21 protein-coding genes are annotated in these 18,723 nt (G+C 64.3%); 14 read left to right on the top strand and 7 right to left on the bottom strand.

Annotated features, from left to right (window positions below):
- Positions 1–123: 123 nt before the first annotated feature.
- Complete coding sequence (locus tag GTP44_RS23720) at positions 124–354, bottom strand: hypothetical protein (protein WP_160990068.1); 231 nt, start codon at positions 352–354, stop codon at positions 124–126.
- A gap of 115 nt (positions 355–469) precedes the next feature.
- Here GTP44_RS23720 and GTP44_RS23715 point away from each other — a divergent pair, with 115 nt between their 5' ends.
- The 3 genes from GTP44_RS23715 (at position 470) to GTP44_RS23705 (ending at position 3,002) form a co-directional block, all read left to right on the top strand.
- Positions 470–1,300 (top strand): hypothetical protein, encoded by an 831-nt coding sequence (locus GTP44_RS23715; RefSeq protein ID WP_161021353.1) that lies wholly within the window; start codon positions 470–472, stop codon positions 1,298–1,300.
- A 9-nt stretch (positions 1,301–1,309) separates the two neighbouring features.
- Entirely contained in the window at positions 1,310–1,747 is a 438-nt protein-coding gene (locus GTP44_RS23710; protein ID WP_161021352.1) for a hypothetical protein, read from the top strand.
- Positions 1,748–1,817: 70 nt separating this feature from the next.
- Complete coding sequence (locus tag GTP44_RS23705; protein WP_161021351.1) at positions 1,818–3,002, top strand: multidrug effflux MFS transporter; 1,185 nt, start codon at positions 1,818–1,820, stop codon at positions 3,000–3,002.
- 1 nt (position 3,003) lies between these two features.
- Here GTP44_RS23705 and GTP44_RS23700 read toward each other — a convergent pair whose 3' ends face one another.
- Positions 3,004–3,261: a hypothetical protein gene (locus tag GTP44_RS23700; RefSeq protein WP_161021350.1), complete on the bottom strand. Its 258-nt coding sequence runs from the start codon at positions 3,259–3,261 to the stop codon at positions 3,004–3,006.
- A gap of 78 nt (positions 3,262–3,339) precedes the next feature.
- Between GTP44_RS23700 and GTP44_RS23695 the strand changes: the two genes are divergently transcribed.
- A complete protein-coding gene (locus GTP44_RS23695) occupies positions 3,340–3,807 on the top strand; it encodes an RrF2 family transcriptional regulator (RefSeq protein WP_161021349.1) in 468 nt (155 codons plus the stop codon).
- Here GTP44_RS23695 and GTP44_RS23690 read toward each other — a convergent pair.
- Positions 3,804–4,466 carry a GntR family transcriptional regulator gene (locus tag GTP44_RS23690; protein WP_371867308.1) on the bottom strand — a complete coding sequence of 221 codons (663 nt, stop codon included), beginning with the start codon at positions 4,464–4,466 and terminating at the stop codon, positions 3,804–3,806. The two genes, GTP44_RS23695 and GTP44_RS23690, sit on opposite strands and share 4 nt — an antisense overlap.
- Positions 4,467–4,588: 122 nt before the next feature.
- On the opposite strand from GTP44_RS23690, the gene dctP reads away from it, so the two are divergent.
- From dctP to GTP44_RS23640, 10 genes are read left to right on the top strand one after another with little or no spacing between them, the layout of a single operon-like run.
- The gene (gene dctP, locus GTP44_RS23685; protein WP_161021347.1) at positions 4,589–5,605 is read left to right on the top strand and encodes a TRAP transporter substrate-binding protein DctP; all 1,017 of its coding nucleotides are present in this window, start codon (positions 4,589–4,591) and stop codon (positions 5,603–5,605) included.
- Positions 5,602–6,159, top strand: coding sequence for a TRAP transporter small permease (locus tag GTP44_RS23680; RefSeq protein WP_371867307.1), 558 nt, complete (start codon positions 5,602–5,604; stop codon positions 6,157–6,159). The genes dctP and GTP44_RS23680 overlap by 4 nt, the downstream gene beginning before the upstream one ends.
- On the top strand, positions 6,156–7,505 hold the full coding sequence (locus tag GTP44_RS23675; RefSeq protein ID WP_160990060.1) for a TRAP transporter large permease: 1,350 nt from the start codon (positions 6,156–6,158) through the stop codon (positions 7,503–7,505). The genes GTP44_RS23680 and GTP44_RS23675 overlap by 4 nt, the downstream gene beginning before the upstream one ends.
- A gap of 1 nt (position 7,506) precedes the next feature.
- Entirely contained in the window at positions 7,507–9,159 is a 1,653-nt protein-coding gene (mdcA, locus tag GTP44_RS23670) for a malonate decarboxylase subunit alpha (protein WP_161021346.1), read from the top strand.
- A gap of 11 nt (positions 9,160–9,170) precedes the next feature.
- The gene (gene mdcC, locus GTP44_RS23665) at positions 9,171–9,485 is read left to right on the top strand and encodes a malonate decarboxylase acyl carrier protein (protein ID WP_161021345.1); all 315 of its coding nucleotides are present in this window, start codon (positions 9,171–9,173) and stop codon (positions 9,483–9,485) included.
- A complete protein-coding gene (locus tag GTP44_RS23660) occupies positions 9,482–10,381 on the top strand; it encodes a biotin-independent malonate decarboxylase subunit beta (protein ID WP_161021344.1) in 900 nt (299 codons plus the stop codon). The genes mdcC and GTP44_RS23660 overlap by 4 nt, the downstream gene beginning before the upstream one ends.
- 1 nt (position 10,382) lies before the next feature.
- Positions 10,383–11,099: a biotin-independent malonate decarboxylase subunit gamma gene (gene mdcE, locus GTP44_RS23655; protein WP_161021343.1), complete on the top strand. Its 717-nt coding sequence runs from the start codon at positions 10,383–10,385 to the stop codon at positions 11,097–11,099.
- A complete protein-coding gene (gene mdcG / locus GTP44_RS23650) occupies positions 11,083–11,742 on the top strand; it encodes a malonate decarboxylase holo-[acyl-carrier-protein] synthase (RefSeq protein WP_161021342.1) in 660 nt (219 codons plus the stop codon). The genes mdcE and mdcG overlap by 17 nt, the downstream gene beginning before the upstream one ends.
- Positions 11,739–12,659, top strand: a complete 921-nt coding sequence (gene mdcB / locus GTP44_RS23645) for a triphosphoribosyl-dephospho-CoA synthase MdcB (protein WP_161021341.1) — start codon at positions 11,739–11,741, stop codon at positions 12,657–12,659. Before mdcG ends, mdcB begins: the two co-directional genes overlap by 4 nt.
- Entirely contained in the window at positions 12,656–13,564 is a 909-nt protein-coding gene (locus GTP44_RS23640; protein WP_161021340.1) for an ACP S-malonyltransferase, read from the top strand. Before mdcB ends, GTP44_RS23640 begins: the two co-directional genes overlap by 4 nt.
- Before the next feature lie 86 nt (positions 13,565–13,650).
- On the opposite strand, the gene phaP is transcribed toward GTP44_RS23640, so the two are convergent.
- The 4 genes from phaP to GTP44_RS23620 all read right to left on the bottom strand — a co-directional run bounded on the left by phaP (position 13,651) and on the right by GTP44_RS23620 (position 18,557).
- A complete protein-coding gene (gene phaP / locus GTP44_RS23635; protein ID WP_229257050.1) occupies positions 13,651–14,238 on the bottom strand; it encodes a TIGR01841 family phasin in 588 nt (195 codons plus the stop codon).
- 158 nt (positions 14,239–14,396) lie between these two features.
- A complete protein-coding gene (locus GTP44_RS23630) occupies positions 14,397–15,986 on the bottom strand; it encodes an ABC transporter permease (protein ID WP_161021339.1) in 1,590 nt (529 codons plus the stop codon).
- On the bottom strand, positions 15,983–16,861 hold the full coding sequence (locus GTP44_RS23625) for an ABC transporter ATP-binding protein (protein WP_161021338.1): 879 nt from the start codon (positions 16,859–16,861) through the stop codon (positions 15,983–15,985). Before GTP44_RS23625 ends, GTP44_RS23630 begins: the two co-directional genes overlap by 4 nt.
- Before the next feature lie 64 nt (positions 16,862–16,925).
- A complete protein-coding gene (locus GTP44_RS23620; RefSeq protein WP_161021337.1) occupies positions 16,926–18,557 on the bottom strand; it encodes an OFA family MFS transporter in 1,632 nt (543 codons plus the stop codon).
- Positions 18,558–18,723: the final 166 nt, after the last annotated feature.

Below are 18,723 nucleotides of genomic sequence, written 5' to 3'. Positions count from 1 at the left end.
GATCAGTGCTGTCGTTCACAAACTGACGCATCTGATTTACGGTGTCATCCGTACTGGCAAGCCTTTCGACCCCAAATACTTATCGAAAAAGCTTGCCATTCAAGACGGTATCTGACACCGGGTTTACTTCATGACCAGCTTTTGCAGGATTTCGTAGACCACCAGCGCGAGGAAGATGAACGGCAGCGCCTGCACGACCATGCCGGGGATCGCGGCGATGCTGACGACCTGCGCCAGCACCGTGTAGGCGATCGAGCAGAGGAAGGCCAGCGCCAGTATCCAGTTCTTGCGGCCGATGAAGACGCCGACGCAGGTGACGGAACCAGCCAAGCTCAACATAGTCGCGGTGTGCATTTTTTTGCTTCAAAAAGTGACGATGCGCAAATTATACAAAATGGCATAGCGTGCTCAGGATAATTATTATTTATAGTATTCTTTGTGATAATTTTTTCTTGCAGGAAGGGTTGTCATGCGCTTTATTACTTTGTGTGCCGTCGCCGCCCTACTCTGTGGTTGCGCCAATCTGCAGGCGGTGCAGGAGTTCGGCCGGATTTCTTCGCTCAGCGCGGGCTACACGCGGTTGAGCGATGATTACGCGCGCAGTCCGCTGATCAACAAAACTTACACGCTGGAAGCGGAATCGCAGCAGCGCGACGTGCTCGACGCCGAGTACCAGCAACGCTTGCCGCAAGCGGCGCGGTTGCAGGTCTATCACAAGGTGGTGTCGTCGTACATGGCGACGCTGGCGGAACTGGCCGGCGATGAGGTGCCCACCGGCGCGGAGGAAGTCGATGGTCTGGTCGATGCCGCCGTCAAGGCCAATTATCTGGACGCCGCCAGCGTGGCGCCGGCCAAGGCGATCGGCAAGCTGCTGACCGACGCCGCCCTCAATGGCTATCGCCACCGGGAACTGAAGATGGTGATCGCCGATGGCAATCAGCCGATCCAGGCGGTGCTGGCCAGTCTGATTCAGGCCATGCAAGCCTTCGACGCGTCGCTCAAAATCGAGCGCGCCAACGCCAACCGCTATTACCGCACGCTGCACGCGCGCGCCCGCGAGAACAACCGCGAGCCGGTCGCAGCCGAGCAGGCGTGGGCCAGCCTGAATGCGGCGAATGCGCTGTTCGATGAGCGTGAGCGGGCCATGCCGCTCTACATCGAGTCGCTGAAGCGCATCGCCATCGCGCACCAAGCTTTGTACGATGGACGCGACCATATCGATAACCAGCAACTGCTGGCTGGCCTGAAGCGCTACACCAAACAAATCCGCTCCGCCTACAGCGCGGTGCGCGCACGCTAAGGAGCGCATATGAGCAATATCACTCTGTCCGCCGACGATGCGTTGAAGCTGTCGGCGCAATTTCGCAACGCCTCCACCGCGCTGGGCGATTATCTGTACGCGCCGGAGAACTGGCCAAAGATTCCGGAAAAGGACCGCGCCACGCTGCAATCGCTGGAGGTCACGCTGCTGAACGTGGCCAGCGATCTGGTGACGCGCGCCGTCGGCGTGATCATCCAGGACGCCGAGCAAAGCGTGGCCGATCTGGTCGCGGCGACCGACCACGCCAGGGATGTGATCAAGACGATCGATAACGTCACCCGCACCATCACGGTGGTGACGGCGATGATCGGCCTCGCCGCCGTCATCCCCACCGGTGACGCCGGCGCCATCTTCGCCGCGCTGAAGAATCTGCAGAGCGCCGCCAAGGGCGAACAGACCGCCAAGGCGAAGAAAGCCAAGACTTAGCCATTGCGCATTCTTATGCGGCACGCCCGGATCGCGTAAAATGCCGGGTCCTACGAACATTGCGCTATTCATGAATATTTTGCTGACGCTGCTGCTGGCAGGCCTTTCCATGGTCGGTCCGCTGGCCATCGATACCTATCTGCCCTCCTTCCCCGCCATCACCCAAGCGTTCGACGCCAGCCCGCTGGTGGTGCAGCAAACGCTGTCGATGTTCCTGTTCTGCTTCGCGTTCATGATGCTGTTCTATGGCACGCTGTCGGACTCCTTCGGCCGCCGTCCGGTGATCCTGATTTCGCTGGTGGCCTATATCGTGGCCTCGGTGGTGGCGGCGATGGCGCAGTCCATCGGCGTGCTGCTGGCCTGCCGCATCGTGCAAGGCCTGGCCGCCGGCGCGGGCTCGGTGGTGGGCCGCGCGATTGTGCTGGACCGTTTCGATGGCGCCGCCGCGCAGAAGATCCTGTCGCATATCATGATGGTGTTCGGCCTGGCGCCCGCCATCGCCCCGGTGCTGGGCGGCTGGCTGCAAGTGGCCTTCGGCTGGCGCTCGATTTTCTGGTTCCTCGCCGCCTTTGGTCTGCTGATGCTGGTGTCGGTGTATCGCGCGCTGCCGGAAAGCCTGCCGGTCAAGGACCGCCATCCCTTCCATCCTGGCGTGATCGCCAAAAATTACTGGAAAGTGCTGTGCCACCACCACTTCCTGCTGCTGGCGGTGGCCGTCGGCATGAGCTTCGCCGGCGTGGCGCTGTACATCGGCTCCGCCGCCTACTTCGTGATGAACATCCTGCATCTGCCGGAAACCGCGTTCGCTTGGATGTTCGTGCCGCTGATCAGCGGCATGGTGGTCGGCTCGGCGCTGTCCGGAAAATTCGCGCACCGCTATTCGCGCAAGGCGCAGGTGTGGGCCGGCTTCGCGGTGATGATTTCGGCCGGCGTGATCAACGTCGCCTACAACGCCTCCTTCGCGGCCGCCGTGCCGTGGGCGGTGATGCCGCTGTTTATCTACTCGTTCGGTCTGGCGCTGGCCATGACGCCGCTGTCGCTGATCGCGCTGGACTACTTCCCGAACAACAGCGGCCTGGCGTCGTCGATGCAGTCCTTCATCCAGATGCTGCTGTTCGCGCTGGTGTCCGGTCTGGTGGCGCCGCTGCTGTTCGACAGCGCGCTGAAACTGGCGTGGGGCGTGCTGGTAACACTGATCGTCAGCCTGATCGCCTGGATGCTCGCGCTGCTCGGCAAGCCGGTGGTCCACGACTAAATCACGGCCAGGGCGCGGGGTTCAGATCGACATACTGCGCCCCGCCCTGCTCCGGGTCCGGCTCGTTCTCCAGCCGCGCGTGGCCCGGCGTCTGCGATGGATTGCGCAAGCCGAGTATCTCCTTGCGCGCTTCGACAAAGTCCGCGCTCGACAGCGGGTTGTCCTTGTCCGGCCAATTTTCCTCGGCCCAGGCCTGAAGTTGCTCAAAACGCTGCCACAATTGGCTGATGAACTGGCGGCGTGCATCATCGTTATCCATAGTCCCTCCTTTGCTTACCCGGCAGTTTGGCGGCGACGGCGATCAGCGTCAGTACGCAAGTTAACGTAAAATACGCGCATGCGCCTGACTTCTTTTACCGATTACTCGCTGCGTACCCTGCTTTATCTGGCGGCCAACCGCGATCGGCTGGTCACCATCCAGGACATCGCCGACCTGCACGTGATATCAAAAAACCATTTGATGAAGGTGGTGTATCAGCTCGGCCTTTCGGGCCTGGTGGAGACGGTGCGCGGCCGTAACGGCGGCCTGCGGCTGGGCAAGGAGCCCCAGGACATCAATATCGGCGCGCTGGTGCGCTCGACCGAGACGGATTTTTTCATGGCGGAGTGCTTCGACCGCGCCGCCGACACGTGCCCGCTGACCAGCAACTGCAAGCTGAAACACACGCTGAACGACGCCACCCGCGCCTTCCTGACGGTGCTGGATCAACAAACGCTGGCCGACATGCTGCCAGCCGATCCGGCGCACAATCAAACCAAGCCGGTACGCATCATGCGCAACGCGGCCAAGTCCACCAAGGCTTAAGCGGCATCCAGTCGCAGTTGCGGCAGTGAGGCCATCAGGTCGGAGAAGCGCCGCCCCTGGATCATCACATGCTCGCGCAGCAGTTGGGCCGCCCGCTCGCCGTCACCGTCGATAATGGCGCTCACCACGCCGTCATGCTCGTGGTAGGAATTGGTCAGGCGGTCGCGCACGCGCAGTTGCAAACGCCGGTAGGGACGCAGGCGGCGGTAAAGCGCGCGCGTCTGCTCGATCAAAAACTGATTGTGGCTGCCGGCGTAGATCGCCTCGTGGAAAATCTCGTTCTTGTAGTAGTAGGCGTCCGGCTCCTGTGCATCCAGCGCTTCCTGGCAGGCCTGGTGCGCGGCCAGCAAGGCCTGTTGCTCCTCAGGCGTCATGCGCCGCGCCGCCAGGCGGCCGCAGGTCGCCTCCAGTTCCGACATCACCTCAAACATCTCCACCAACTGCTGCGGCCCCAGTTCGGCCACGATGGCGCCACGCCGCGGTCGTATCACCACCAGTCCCATGGATGACAGTTGAATCAGCGTTTCGCGGATCGGCGTGCGCGACACGCCGAAGCGCGTCGCCAGCTCGGTCTCGTCCAGATGCTGTCCCGGTTTGAGCTGGCCGACTGCGATCATTTCTTCGATTTGTTCGCGGAGTGTGGCGGAGTGTGTCGTCATGCTAGTCATTATATCGCTTGACAATGTATTCGCAACAGGTATTCTTGTATACACAAAAAAGCTTATTGCATGCCAAATGCGAATAATGATAACGTTTCTGTACATCAACCCTTGGAGGACGTATGAGTGTCATCACCCGCCGGTCCGTACTAGCAGCCCTCGCCGCTAGCCCCTTGTTGTTGCAGCAAAAAGCCTGGGCCCAGGCTTCGCTCAAGATTTCCCATCAATTCCCAGGCGGCACCATCTCCGAGGGCGACTTCCGCGACCGACTGACGCGCATGTTTGCCGCCGAAGTGGAAAAGCGCTCGAAGGGCGCGCTGAAGTTCGCGATCTATCCCGGCTCCTCGCTGATGAAGACCAACGCCCAGTTCTCCGCCATGCGCAAGGGCGCGTTGGATCTGTCGCTGGTGCCGCTGTCGTATGCCGGCGGCGAGGTCCCGGAAGTGAACATCGGCCTGATGCCCGGCCTGGTTACCTCCTACGAACAAGCCTACGGCTGGAAGAACGCCGAAGTGGGCAAGGAACTGGCGCGCATCCTGTACGACAAGGGCATCGTCATGGTCAGCTGGATCTGGCAGGCAGGTGGCATGGCCTCGCGCACCAAGCCGGTCATCGATCCGGACGACGCCAAGGGCATGAAGATTCGCGGCGGCTCGCGCGAGATGGACATGATGCTGAAGGCCGCCGGCGCCGCCGTGGTCACGCTGCCATCGAACGAAATCTACGCCGCGATGCAGACCGGCGCCATGGAAGCGGCGCTGACCTCTTCCACGTCGCTGATCTCGTTCCGCCTCGAAGAAGTATCGAAGGCGCTGACCACCGGCCGCACCGGCTCCTATTGGTTCATGCTGGAACCGCTGATGATGTCGCGCACGATCTTCGACAAGCTGCCGAAAGACCAGCAGCAGTTGATCCTGGCCGTCGGCGCCGAACTGGAAGCCTTCGCGCTCAAGTCGTCGAAGGAAGACGACCAGCAAGTGGCGGTGGTGTACCAGAAAGCCGGCGCAAAGGTGGCCGACATGAACGCCGCCTCGCTGAAAAAATGGCAGGCCATCGCCCGCGGCACCGCGTGGAAAGACTACAGCGACAAGAACGCCAGCTGCGCCAACCTGCTTAAACTGGCGGAGAAAACGCTGTGAGCCACGGCGTGGAACTCCAGCCCTCGCGCGGCCCCGCGCCGCCGGACAACGCCGTGATCGCGGCGCTGACGGCGGCGCTGGACAAGCTCAATCGCGGCCTGATGATGCTGTCCATGATCGCGCTGGTGCTGACGTCCCTGGTGCTGACCTACTCGGTGGTGTCGCGCTACTTCTTCCACGCGCCCACCGACTGGCAGGACGAGGCGTCAGTGTTCATGCTGGTCGGCGTCACGTTCTTCTGCACCGCCTACGTCCAGTATCATCGCGGGCATATCGGAATTGAGGCGCTTGCCGGCCTGCTGCCGCCACGCGTGAACGCCTTCCGCCTGCTGCTGGTGGACCTGGCCTCGACGCTGTTCTGCGCCTTCTTCACCTGGAAATCGTGGCTGCTGTTCCACGAAGCCTGGGTTGACGGCCAGACCACCTCCTCCACCTTCGCGCCACCGCTGTGGATACCCTACTCCATGATGGCCGCCGGCATGACGCTGCTCACGCTGCAACTGCTGCTGCAAACGCTCGCCCGTCTCACCAACAAATCGGAGCCTTCCACATGAGTGAACTGACTTTGGGCGCGCTGTACGGCGCCGTGACGCTGGTGGTGATGTTCTCCGGGATGCCGATCGCCTTCGCGCTGGGCATCGTCGCCACCGGCTTTATGTACTTCTTCATGCCGCCTTCTTCGCTGGACACGATCACGCAGAACGTCTACGAGGAAATGGCATCGATCACGCTGCTGTCGATTCCGTTGTTCATCCTCAAGGGTGCGGCGATCGGCAAATCGCCGGCGGGCCGCGACCTGTACTCCGCGATCCACACGTGGATGCACAAGATTCCCGGCGGTCTGGGGATCGCCAACGTGTTCGCCTGCGCGCTGTTCGCGGCGATGGCCGGCTCCTCGCCCGCCACCTGCTCGGCGATCGGTTCGGCCGGCATTCCTGAGATGCGCAAGCGCGGCTACTCGCCCGGTTTCGCGGCCGGCATCATCGCCGCCGGCGGCACGCTCGGCATCCTGCTGCCGCCGTCGATCACCATGATCCTGTACGCGGTGGCCGCCGAGCAGTCGCTGGGCCGCCTGTTCCTGGCCGGGATCGGACCGGGCATCTTGCTGGTGGTGCTGTTCGCCGGTTACGCCGTGTACCGCGCCCGCAAGGAATACCGCATGGCGCTGGACATCTACCAGAAAGGCGGCGAGAAGTCGGCCTATCTGGAGGATGAGCACTTCACGCTGAAGGAGAAAGTGGAGATGCTGCCGCGCGTGCTGCCGTTCATCGTGCTGCTGATCGGCGTGATGGTGGCGCTGTACGGCGGCTTCGCCACGCCGTCGGAAACGGCGGGCCTGGGCGCGCTGCTGGCACTCGGGCTGCTGGCCTGCATCTACGGCGTGTGGAAGCCGAAGGACCTGTCGCCGATCCTCGGCTCGTCGATCAAGGAATCGACCATGCTGTTGCTGATCATCGGCATGTCGCTGCTGTATTCCTACGTGATGAGCTACCTGCACATCAGCCAGTCCGCCGCCGCGTGGGTGGTCAGCCTGCACCTGTCCAAATGGGTGCTGCTGGCGGTGATACTATTGATGGTGGTGGTGTTCGGCTTCTTCCTGCCGCCGGTCTCGATCATCCTGATGACGGCGCCGATCATCCTGCCACCGCTGCGCGAAGCCGGCTTTGACCTGATCTGGTTCGGCATCGTCATGACGGTGGTGATGGAGATGGGCCTGATCCACCCGCCGGTGGGGCTGAATATATTCGTCATCAAGAACATCGCGCCGGACATTCCGTTGAAGGATGTGATCTGGGGCGTGTTCCCCTTCCTGTTGCTGATGGTGGTGGCGGTGCTGCTGCTATGCTTCTTCCCATCGATTGCAACCGGCCTGCCTGACATGATTATGGGAGCAAAATAAAATGTCCTGGAACACCTTGCAGCAAAACCGCGATGCGCGATTGCTGCGCGCCCGGGCGACACTGGGCAATGCGCTGGACGGCAAAAGCCTGCCGGCCGCGCGCATCGCGGACCTGCTGCATGCGGTCCTCGAATGCGGCGACCGCGTCTGCCTCGAAGGCAATAACCAGAAGCAGGCCGATTTCCTCGGCCATGCGCTGGCCAATCTGGACCCGGCGCGCGTCAACGATCTGCACATGCTGCAGTCGGTACTGGCGCTGCCGGAGCATCTGGATGTCTTCGAGCGCGGCGTCGCCTCGCGGCTGGATTTCTCTTTCTCCGGCCCGCAGGCGGCGCGGGTGGCGCGGCTGGCTTCCGCCGGCAAGCTGAATATCGGCGCCATCCACACCTACCTGGAGCTGTTCAGCCGCTACTTCATCGACCTGCCGCCGCGCGTTTGCCTGATCGCGGCGGAGGCGGCGGACCGCCACGGTAATCTGTACACCGGTCCGAACACCGAGGATACGCCGGCCATCGTCGAGGCGACGGCGTTCAAGCAGGGCATCGTCATCGTCCAGGTGAACCAGCTGGTGGACAAAGTGCCGCGCGTCGATGTGCCGGGCGATTGGGTGGACTTTGTGGTGCAGTCGCCGCGCCCTTACTACATCGAACCGCTGTTCACGCGCGATCCGGCGCAGATTTCGGAAATCCAGGTGCTGATGGCGATGATGGCCATCAAAGGCATCTACGCCGAATACGAGGTGCAGCGGCTGAACCACGGCATCGGTTTCGACACCGCCGCCATCGAACTGCTGCTGCCGACGTATGCCGAATCGCTCGGCCTGCGCGGCAAGATCGGCAAGCACTGGGCGCTGAATCCGCACCCGGCGCTGATTCCGGCGATCGAGGCCGGCTTCGTCACCTCGATCCACTCGTTTGGTTCGGAGCTGGGCATGGAGGAGTACATCCACGCGCGGCCGGACGTGTTTGCGATCGGCCCGGACGGCAGCATGCGCAGCAACCGCGCCATGTGCCAGGCCGCCGGCCACTATGCCTGCGACATGTTCATCGGTTCGACGCTGCAGATTGATTTGCAGGGCAACTCGTCCACCGCGACGACGGGCCGCATCTCCGGCTTTGGCGGCGCCTCCAACATGGGCGCCGACGCGCGCGGGCGGCGTCACGCCAGCCCGGCGTGGCTGAAGGCCGGCCAGCAGGCGCGCGCGGGCCGCAACACCATCCCGCGCGGCCAGAAGCTGGTGGTGCAGATGGTCGAGACCTTCCGCGAGCATATGCAGCCGGCCTTTGTCGAGAAGCTGGATGCGTGGGAGCTGATGGAGCAGGCCAAGATGGCGATTCCGCCGGTGATGATCTACGGCGACGACGTCACGCACATTCTGACCGAGGAAGGCATCGCCAACCTGCTGCTGTGCCGCACTGACGAGGAACGCGAACAGGCGATTCGCGGCGTGGCCGGCTATACGCCGGTGGGCCTGGGCCGCGACAAGCGCGCGGTGGAGAATCTGCGCGACCGTGGCATCATCACCCGGGCCGAGGATCTGGGCATCGACAAACGCCTGGCCACGCGCGACCTGCTGGCCGCACGTAATATGAAGGACCTGGTGCGCGCATCGGGCGGTTTGTATAATCCGCCGAAGCGTTTCCGCAACTGGTAAGGAGCACACCGATGGAAACATTGAACTATCGTTTTGAACAAGGCGCCCGCCGGCTGAGCGCAGCCCCCGAAGTGGTGGGCGTGGTCGGCTCGGGCAATCTGGAAGTGCTGATCGAGCCGGCCGACCTGCAAGGCGCCTGCACCATCGAGGTCCACACCGCCGCCGTCGGTTTCGGCGCGATCTGGCAAGCCGTGATGCGCGACTTCCACGCCCGCTGGCAGCTGGCCGACACCCGCATCTCGATCAACGACATGGGCGCCACGCCGGCCGTGGTCAGTCTGCGGCTGGATCAGGCGGTGGAAACCATGCTGGGAGACGCCAAATGAGCCGCGCCATCAGTTATCAGGAAGCCACGGCGCGCGAGCGCTTGCAGCATCTGTTCAATCCTGGCAGCTTTGAGGAATTCCTGCCGCCGTCTGAGCGCATCACCAGCCCTCACCTGCCGCAGCTGAACGCGCCGGTCTCGTTCGACGACGGCGTTGCCATCGGTCGCGCGCTGCTCGGCGGCGCGCCGGTGTACGTGGCGGCGCAGGAAGGCGCCTTCATGGGCGGCGCGGTCGGCGAGGTGCACGGCGCGAAGCTGGTTGGCCTGCTGCGCAAGGCGGTCGCGGACAAGGTGACGGCCGTGGTGCTGCTGGTGGAATCGGGCGGCGTGCGGCTGCACGAAGCCAACGCGGGCCTGATCGCGGTGTCGGAAGTGATGCGCGCCCTGCTCGACGCGCGCGACGCCGGCGTGGCGGTCATCGCGCTGGTGGGCGGCGCCAACGGCGCATTCGGCGGCATGGGCATCGTCACGCGTTGCGCGAACGTGGTCATCATGTCCGAAGAAGGACGGCTGGCGATGTCCGGCCCGGAGGTGATCGAAACCGCCAACGGCGTCGAGGAATACGATTCGCGTGATCGCGCGCTGGTATGGCGCACCTGCGGTGGCAAACATCGCTATCTGCTGGGCGACTGCCAGCGTATCGTCGCCGACGACGTTGCCGCCTTCCGCGCGGCGGCACAGGAAGCGGTTGCGGCGTTATCCGCTGCACCGACCGGCCTGACGCTGGAAGCGCTGGAGGCAGAACAGCACATGCTGGCGACACGACTCGACAACTACGGCGAGCTGTCCGATCCGGTGGATATCTGGACCGCGATGCAAGTACCGGATGCGGCCAACGTGCCGATGCTGGACGTGGATCGCTTTATCGCCGCCGCGTCGCAGCGCAAAGGAGCCTGACATGGATTGGAAAAAACTGGCGGATTCGTTGTTCCCCGAGGGGCATACGATCGTCGAGCAGGATGAGTTTTTATGCGGCGGCGCCCAGGTGGACGGCCAGGCGGTGGCGGTAATCGGCACCACCGGGCATACGCCGATTGGCGTGGAGATCGCGCTGGCGCAGGCGCGGGCGATCTTGCGCACGGTGCGCGAATTCCCCGGCATGCCGATCCTGATGTTGATCGACACGCAGGGCCAGCGTTTGCGGCATCGCGATGAGATGTTGGGCATCAACAGCTACATGGCGCACCTGGGCAAATGCGTGGATCTGGCGCGACGCAAGGGGCATAAGATTATCGGCCTGGTGTACGACCAAGCGCTGTCGGGTGGCTTCATCACCAGCGGCCTGATGGCGGACGCCTGCTACGCGCTGCCGGATGCGACGATACGCGTGATGGGCCTGCCAGCGATGGCACGCATTACCAAGGTGCCTGAGGAGCGATTGACCGAACTGGCACAGAGCAATCCGGTGTTTGCGCCGGGCCCGGAAAACTATCTGCGCATGGGCGGTGTGGAGGCGATCTGGAACGGCGATCTGGCGGCGCATTTGCGCGCGGCGCTGGCGCAACCGGTGGCGGGCGACCAACGCAGCACCCTGGGCTTGCAGCGTGGCGGACGTCGTCTGGCGCAGCCGGTGATTGACGCGGTAGTCTCCGGCGGCCATGTCCAGCGAGCTTGAACGTCATGCACTGGTGTGGCTGACGGTCGCCGGCTGGGATGCGGCGATTGCCGCAGCACGGCCGGAGCATGCATCGGCGCTGACGCAATGGCGGCAGCATGATTGGCCGGCCGTGGTGCGCCGGCATGACAGCGACGCGGCGGCGATGGCCTACGCTGTTTGCCTCGGCGTGCCGCTGCCGCCGGATGCCGCGGGCATCAAGGTCCGCATTCCACTGCGCGTGGCTTCCTCGCACATTGCCCGCACCTCGACACCACTTGAGCTGCGCTCCGCGTTGGCGACCGCGGGCGCCTGGCGCGACGGACTGACCACACTCTGTGATGCGGCGCCGGACTTGCACGTGTTTGGTTCACTGGCGATGCAGACGTTGACTGGTTTGCCGTATGTGTCGCCGACGTCGGACGTGGACCTGTTGTTTCATCCAACCAGCCGTCAGCAGTTGGCGGAGATTATGGCGCTGCTGGCGCGGCATGCCGATAGCTTGCCGCTGGACGGCGAAGTCGTTTTCCCAGGCGGCGCGGCGGTATCGTGGAAAGAATGGCGAATGGCGATCACGCATCCGGCCAAGGTGATGGTGAAAGAATTGCGGTCAGTGCGACTGGCCGACACCGAATCGCTACTGGCGATGCTGGAGGCGGCATGATCTCTGCCACCGCCCTGCGCAAGATCGGTGACATCGGCGACGGCGCGCAAACAGCACGACGCTTTAGCCGCGCCACGCAGCGGAACTTCTCATGCGAAGTCGCGCGACTGGCGGTACGCGCCCTGCATGCGGAGCTGTGCTTGTATCCCAAGCCGGGCCTCGTGTCGCCGGTGGACAGCGGCAGTCATACCGACATGGATGCCGGCACCTTCATGCGCAGCATGTTCGCACTGCGCCACTATTTCAAGAAAATCTGTCTGGCGGGATGGCGTGACGCGTCCTTTAGCCAGTTGAAGAAACTCGGCATCGCGGCGGAAGCGGGCATGCTGAAGGCGACGCACGGCGTCAACACGCATCGCGGTGCGATCTTCAGTCTCGGCATGCTGTGCGCCGCCGCCGGCCGCGCGCGCGCGCAAGGCACGGCGCTTACGCCGGCCGCCCTGCGCGCCGTCATGCTGATTCGCTGGGGCGAAGAACTCGCCCGCCACGCGGGAGAAGATGGCTCGACACCGAGCAACGGCCTGCGTGTCGCAGCGCGCTACGCGGTGAGCGGCGCGCGAGAGGAAGGCGCGCTCGGGCTGCCATCCGTGTTCGACGTTGGCCTCCCGGCCTTGCTGGCGGCACGCAAGCGCGGCGCCACGGTCACCGAGGAGCGCATTGATGCCCTCTACACGCTGATGGAGCACATCAGCGACAGCAACGTCTATCACCGCGCCGGGCCACAAGGCGCGCAGATCGTCCGCGAGCATGCGGAACGCTTCCTTGCGCAAGGCGGCACCGCCCACGCCAACTGGCACGCGGACGCGCTGCACAGCCATCAAGTCTTCGTGCGGCACCGCTTGTCCCCCGGCGGCGCGGCCGACTTGCTGGCGGCTTGCTGTCTGGTGCAATCCCTGGCCGCACTGGAGAAGGCATGAGCCGCGCGCGCCTGCTGCTGCTCTGCCCCGGCCAGGGCGACCAGCATCCGGACATGTTCAAACTGGCGCGTACCCATCCCGCCGCCAACACGCTGGCGGACCGCCTGCTGAGCGGGCACGCGGGCGACGACATTTACGCCAACCGTATCGCCCAACCACTGATCGTGGCGGCCACACTGTCGATGTGGGAAGCGCTGCGCGCGCACACACCGCCGCCGGCGCTGGTGGCCGGCTACAGCATCGGCGAACTGGCGGCGTACGGCGTGGCCGGCGCCATCGCGCCTGAGCAGGCGGTGGCACTGGCGGCACAGCGCGCGCAATGGATGGATGACTGCGCGAGGGCCGCGCCGGGACAGGCACTGTTGACCATCACCGGTCTGACGCTGGCCAGCGCCAACAAAATCGCCGAACAGCACAACTATCACCTCAGCATAGAAACCGGAGAAGACAGCTGCATCGCCGGCGGCCCCACCGGGCAGGCTGACCAGCTACAGCAAGCCATCGAAGCGGCCGGCGCGCGCAGCCGCAGGCTGCCGGTGGCAGTGGCGTCGCACACGCCCTACATGCGGGACGCCGTCGCGCCGTTCGCGCAGGCATTGCGCGCCACGCCGTTCCAGCCGTTGCAGGCGCCGGTGCTGGCCGGCATCGATGCCGCCACGGTATACGATCAGGACCGCGCCGTCGACACGCTGTCGCGCCAGCTGGCGGAAAAAATCCGCTGGCTCGCCTGCATGGACGCCGCCGCCGAAGCGGGCATCACCATCGCCCTTGAACTCGGCCCCGGCGGCGCGCTGTCGAAGATGCTGCAAAACCGCCATCCGCACATCCACACCCGTTCCGTGGCGGACTTCCGCACGCTGGACGGCATCGTCAAATGGCTGGACCGCGCCGCCGAAGACGCCTGACGGCGCCGGCCGGACAGCCGTAAAAAAACCGCCCAAGCAAAATCGCATGGACGGCACAATCAGGGCTACCCTGCTATCGGGTCAGATCAGGGCTCTTTACGAGCGCCAGTCTGTTTGCTGCCCTGCGCGGCGGCTTGGGCGGCGGTTTGGGCCTGGGTGGCCTGCCCCTGGAGATTGCCGGCGTCACGACCTTCAGCGCCGTTCTGACCGCTCTGCAGGGTCTGGCTGCCGCGACCTTCGTTTCCGCGCGCCTGGCGGGCGCCATCGGTGCGGAACGGATCGGTAAATTTATCCACCGCGTCCTGATGGTTGCGCATGGTTTTTTCCGTTTCTTCCGACGTCACGCGGGCCACTTCGTCGGCCAGCGCCTTGGCGGTGCGGCTGGTTTCCTGTACGTGCTCTTCGGCCACTTTGGACAGGTCGACATGGGTATCGGCGGCGATGCGGGAAATATGTTGCTGATACGCGCGCAGTTTCTCAGCGGCTGGCTGAGCGTGTGCGGCGGCGGCGGCCAACGCCTCGGTCGGGCGGTTGGCGGTGATGACGCGCTGGCTGGCCTGCGTGCTTTCCTCCAGCAGGGTTTGCGCCAATTGGATGTTCAGATCGCTGTACTGCTGAACGGTACGGAATAGGGACTTGGACATGTCGTTGAAGAACGACAATTGCGCTTCCATGTGATTCTTTGCAGCGGGAGTGACAGTTTGGGAGAATGGATACATAAATGCCTCGAAAGTTAAGTGCCTGGAGAAGTGGTCCACGCCGCGAAATGCAGCGCGAACGTCAAGGCTACGTTAGCTCGATGTGTCTCGTTTGATCTGCGTCAAACGTCTCCTTACTTCCTCGCCAGCCGCTGTTGCAGCGTCGCGATTCCGCACGCAAACAGCAACACCGCCGCCAAGGCATAAGCTGCCACGGATACCGGTGTCGCCGCGCCGTTGAAGCCGGCCACATCGCACCACGGCACGCTCACCGCCTGTGTCGCCACGTACATGCCGAACAAGAACAAACCCAGGAACAGCCGCGCGCTGCGGCTCCAGTTACCCAGCAGCGCGGCGGCCGCCGACAAGGCCAGCACGCCCGCCAGCAACGCCAGTGCCCGCAGCGGTGCCTGTGCCAGCCAGCGCAGCAATGCCGGCGCCGTGAAGAGCAGCGCCAGCGCGACGGCGGCCAGCCATTGCGCCACATAGGCACGCACGCGGCCACCGGGCGCGGCGGCGTTCAAGGCCTCGACGTCGTACTGCGTATCGCGCACGCTGATGTCGCTGATCAGCACGCCCCACAACAGAACCGCCACGCAGACGACCGTCCCCAGTTGCGCGCTGCCGACCACGCAGCCGGCCACGAACAGCGCCAGCACCGCCAGTACCGCCACCGGATTGACGACCAGCGTTAAAGCCAGTTGCGTCAGCGCCTGACCCGCGACACCTGGCAACCGCGCGGCCAGGCCGAACAATGGCCGCACCAGACGCGCAAACGGTCGCAACCAGCGATTCAGCAGCGCCAGCGGCGACCAGCCGCCGCGCGCCGCCCGCGCCTTCACCCGGTCCGGCGAAAAACGGTGGAACAGCAGCAGCGCCGGCAGCAAAGGCAGCAAGGCCAGCATGGCACTACCGAGCCGAGTCCACACCATGGCCGGTGACCACAGGGCGTCCGGCAACACACGCGTCGCGAGCGCCGGATCGAACGTGCCGCCGCCGATCACCAGCCCTTGCGATGGCAGCACCTGCTGGATCGCGCCGATGATCGCGCCAAGGCCCGAGAAATCCACCAGCAGCAAGGGATGCCAGACGCCACGTTCGCCGGCGGACACGGCGCCCACGGAAAGTTGTGCCACCCACACAAAGAAGTACAACACATCGCCGCCCTTGCCCATCAGCGGCGGCCAGGCGTCGAACAGCAGCACCATGCTGGCGGTGAAGAACACCAGCGGCAACAGCACCAGCGCATAGGTCTGCAGATACATCGTCGGCTGCACCGGGCCGTCGCCGCGCAGCACATGCAGCACCAGCATGGTCGCCAGGAAAATCAGCAACAGACCGCACAAATACGCCACATTGCCCAGCCAGCGTCCCAGCAGGAACCAGGCGGACGTGAGCGGCGTGGCGGCCAGCACCGCGCCGATACCGCTGCGCACATCTTCGCCCATGCGGCCGCGCGCCAGATAGAAACCGGCCAGGCCGAAGAACAGGCCGGTCAGCGCCGCGCTGCCCATCGCCAGGCTGGTGCTGGTGTACGCCACGCGCGCGCCATCGCTGACGATCATCGCGTCGCCCCTGGCGGGATCGCCGACCATCAGCCAGGTCAGCCCAATCAGCGCCAGCACCGCCACCAGCGTGCCCGGGCGGCGCATGCGCAGGCGCACCTCGGTCAGCAACAATACCTTGAGCGCGGCGCCGCCGTGCGGCGTGAAGGCCGCCGTCATGCCGCCACGTCCAGGCGTTCGCGCACGGCGTAACGCTGCATCATCAGGGCTTCCTCCAGCGTCGGCTCGGCGGGCAAGGCGCCGGCCAACGGCATCGATGGATGGGCGATGCGCAGCGTCACGCCGTCCGCATGGCGCTGCGCCTGCAACACCTGCAGTCCTGCGCTCAGCCGCTCGTAATCCTGGGTCGGCACGGTGACCGACCACACCTGGCTGCGCGCGCGCTGCACAAAGCTGTCCGGCGTGTCGCAGGCCACCAGCCGGCCTTGATTCATGACGGCCAGCCAGCCCGCCATGTTTTCGATATCGGAGACGATGTGGGTCGATAGCAGCACCAGCTTGCGCAGACCGATCTCGGACAGCAGATGGCGGAAGCGCAGCCGTTCCTCCGGATCAAGGCCGGCGGTCGGCTCGTCGACGATCAGCACATCGGGATCGTTGAGCAGCGCTTGCGCGATCCCCAGCCGGCGCTTCATGCCGCCGGAGAAACCGGCGGCATGACGATCGGCATGGTCGTGCAGGTTGACCAGCTCCAGCAAGCGGCGAATCCGCGCCGGATCGCGCACGCCCTTGAGCGCGGCGAAATACTGCATGAACTCCAGCGCGGTCAGGTTTGGATACACGCCGAAATCCTGCGGCAGAAAGCCAAGCCGCGTCCGCATGGCATCGGGCTGTTGGACGATGTCGACGCCCTCCAGCAGGATCTGCCCGCTGGTGGGCCTGGCGATGGTGGCGATCATCTGCATCAGCGTGGTCTTGCCGGCGCCGTTATGGCCGATCAGCGCCGTCACGCCGGACGGCAACTCAAGGCTGACGTCGTCCACGGCACGGACATTTTTCCCATAAACCTTCACAACATTGCGTAGTTCGAGCATGGCACTCCTGAAATAAAAACGGGGCCGTCAGCGGCCCCGTAAGCTGGAGATTGATTCTACCGTGTTATTTAAACAGCACCGAGGCTTTTTCCACGGTAATGGCAACGCCGATCGCCAGCGGAATGCCGACCGCCAGCCAGCCGAAGGCCACCGCCAGCGGGCTGGTGGTGCCGTGCGAGACCACCGCCGTGCCGGTCGCGGCGGCCGCGTCGCGCTCGTGCGCCAGCTTCTTCTCGGTCGCCAGTTCGGCGTCGGTCATGAAGTGCTTGTCGGCCACCGGGCGCACCAGCAGATTGCAGATCAGGCCCACCACCAGCAGGCCGGACAGCACGTACATGGTGATGTCGTAGGCCTGCGCCTTCGGCACGCCGTTGGCGATCTGATACTCGCGCACGTAGTTGACCAGGATCGGACCGAACACGCCGGCCGCCGCCCACGCGGTCAGCAGGCGGCCGTGGATCGCGCCCACCATCTGCGTGCCGAACAGGTCGGCCAGGTAGGCCGGCACGGTGGCGAAGCCGCCGCCGTACATCGACAGGATGACGCAGAAGAAGCCGACGAACAAGGCCAGATGGCCGCTGTGCGCCATGCCCGGAATCGACGCGTACAAGGCAAAGCCGAGCACGAAGAAGATGCCGTAGGTGACCTTGCGGCCCAGGAAGTCCGAGCACGAGGCCCAGACGAAACGGCCGCCGATGTTGAACAGCGACAGCAGGCCGGTGAAGCCGGCGGCGATCGCGGCGATCTGCGCTTTCTGCGCGCCGTCCAGCTCGTTGAAGGTGGCGGCGACGCCCAGCAACTGGCCGCCGAAAATTTCCTGCAACAGCGGCGACGCCATGCCCAGGATGCCGATGCCGGCGGTCACGTTCAGGCACAGCACCCACCACACCAGCCAGAACTGCGGAATGCCCCACACTTTGCTGGCGTGGACGTGGCGGGTGGTGATCATCGCATTGGCGTTGGTCGCGGGCGGCGTCCAGCCGGCCGGTTTCCAGCCGGTCGCCGGCACGCGGTAGGACAGCGCGCCGGCCATCATGAAGACGAAGTAAATCGCCGCCATGACCAGGAAGGTTTCCCACACGCCCACCGAGGCAGGGGTGGCGAAGTGTTTCATCAGCTTGTCGGCCAGCGGCGCGCCGATCATGGCGCCGCCGCCAAAGCCCATGATGGCCATGCCGGTGGCCATGCCGCGCCGGTCCGGGAACCATTTGATCAGCGTCGACACGGGCGAGATATAGCCCAGACCGAGGCCAATGCCGCCGATCACGCCAGAACCGAGCCACATCAGCCAGATCTGGTGGTGATACACGCCCAGCGCGGAAATCACCAGACCGCCGCACCAGCACAGGGCCGACACCACGCCGGCCTTGCGCGGGCCGGCATGTTCCAGCCAGCCGCCGAACAGCCAGGCGGACAGGCCGAGGAACACGAAGAACATCGTGTACATCCAGCCCAGCATGGAGATCTGCCAGTCGCAACTGGACGACAGAATACGCTCCAGTACGCCGATATCGGCCGGGCAAGCCAGCACTTCCTTGACGCCCAGCGCCTTCGACAGCGGCAGCCAGAACACCGAGAAGCCATAGGCCATGCCAATGCACAGATGGATCGCCAGCGCCGCCGGCGGCACCAGCCAACGATTAAAACCGGCACCGGCGACGGTGTGCTCTTTTTCCAGAAAATCAAACAAAGCCATTCACTTTTTCCCCAATGAGTGTTTCTTATGAACAATATCGGGCGAAAGGATACCATAAGCGTGATAATGCAAGTCAACTGCGCAAACTGGAACAACGCCGCGCCTGTTTTTTCATCAGTTCGTGCATTCTGCGGCGCATCGGTGTAGACTGTTGAGATTGCCGAAG

This window comes from Duganella lactea, assembly GCF_009857505.1.
GTDB lineage: Bacteria > Pseudomonadota > Gammaproteobacteria > Burkholderiales > Burkholderiaceae_D > Rugamonas > Rugamonas lactea.
Note: the sequence above shows the minus strand (reverse complement) of the source record. Positions and strands in the feature narration are given on the sequence as shown.

Coding starts and splice junctions, on each gene's coding strand:
- GTP44_RS23720 (WP_160990068.1), bottom strand. CDS start 354: ATGCACACCGCGACTATGTTGAGCTTGGCTGGTTCCGTCACCTGCGTC.
- GTP44_RS23715 (WP_161021353.1), top strand. CDS start 470: ATGCGCTTTATTACTTTGTGTGCCGTCGCCGCCCTACTCTGTGGTTGC.
- GTP44_RS23710 (WP_161021352.1), top strand. CDS start 1,310: ATGAGCAATATCACTCTGTCCGCCGACGATGCGTTGAAGCTGTCGGCG.
- GTP44_RS23705 (WP_161021351.1), top strand. CDS start 1,818: ATGAATATTTTGCTGACGCTGCTGCTGGCAGGCCTTTCCATGGTCGGT.
- GTP44_RS23700 (WP_161021350.1), bottom strand. CDS start 3,261: ATGGATAACGATGATGCACGCCGCCAGTTCATCAGCCAATTGTGGCAG.
- GTP44_RS23695 (WP_161021349.1), top strand. CDS start 3,340: ATGCGCCTGACTTCTTTTACCGATTACTCGCTGCGTACCCTGCTTTAT.
- GTP44_RS23690 (WP_371867308.1), bottom strand. CDS start 4,466: ATGACGACACACTCCGCCACACTCCGCGAACAAATCGAAGAAATGATC.
- dctP (WP_161021347.1), top strand. CDS start 4,589: ATGAGTGTCATCACCCGCCGGTCCGTACTAGCAGCCCTCGCCGCTAGC.
- GTP44_RS23675 (WP_160990060.1), top strand. CDS start 6,156: ATGAGTGAACTGACTTTGGGCGCGCTGTACGGCGCCGTGACGCTGGTG.
- mdcA (WP_161021346.1), top strand. CDS start 7,507: ATGTCCTGGAACACCTTGCAGCAAAACCGCGATGCGCGATTGCTGCGC.
- mdcC (WP_161021345.1), top strand. CDS start 9,171: ATGGAAACATTGAACTATCGTTTTGAACAAGGCGCCCGCCGGCTGAGC.
- GTP44_RS23660 (WP_161021344.1), top strand. CDS start 9,482: ATGAGCCGCGCCATCAGTTATCAGGAAGCCACGGCGCGCGAGCGCTTG.
- mdcE (WP_161021343.1), top strand. CDS start 10,383: ATGGATTGGAAAAAACTGGCGGATTCGTTGTTCCCCGAGGGGCATACG.
- mdcG (WP_161021342.1), top strand. CDS start 11,083: ATGTCCAGCGAGCTTGAACGTCATGCACTGGTGTGGCTGACGGTCGCC.
- mdcB (WP_161021341.1), top strand. CDS start 11,739: ATGATCTCTGCCACCGCCCTGCGCAAGATCGGTGACATCGGCGACGGC.
- GTP44_RS23640 (WP_161021340.1), top strand. CDS start 12,656: ATGAGCCGCGCGCGCCTGCTGCTGCTCTGCCCCGGCCAGGGCGACCAG.
- phaP (WP_229257050.1), bottom strand. CDS start 14,238: ATGGAAGCGCAATTGTCGTTCTTCAACGACATGTCCAAGTCCCTATTC.
- GTP44_RS23630 (WP_161021339.1), bottom strand. CDS start 15,986: ATGACGGCGGCCTTCACGCCGCACGGCGGCGCCGCGCTCAAGGTATTG.
- GTP44_RS23625 (WP_161021338.1), bottom strand. CDS start 16,861: ATGCTCGAACTACGCAATGTTGTGAAGGTTTATGGGAAAAATGTCCGT.
- GTP44_RS23620 (WP_161021337.1), bottom strand. CDS start 18,557: ATGGCTTTGTTTGATTTTCTGGAAAAAGAGCACACCGTCGCCGGTGCC.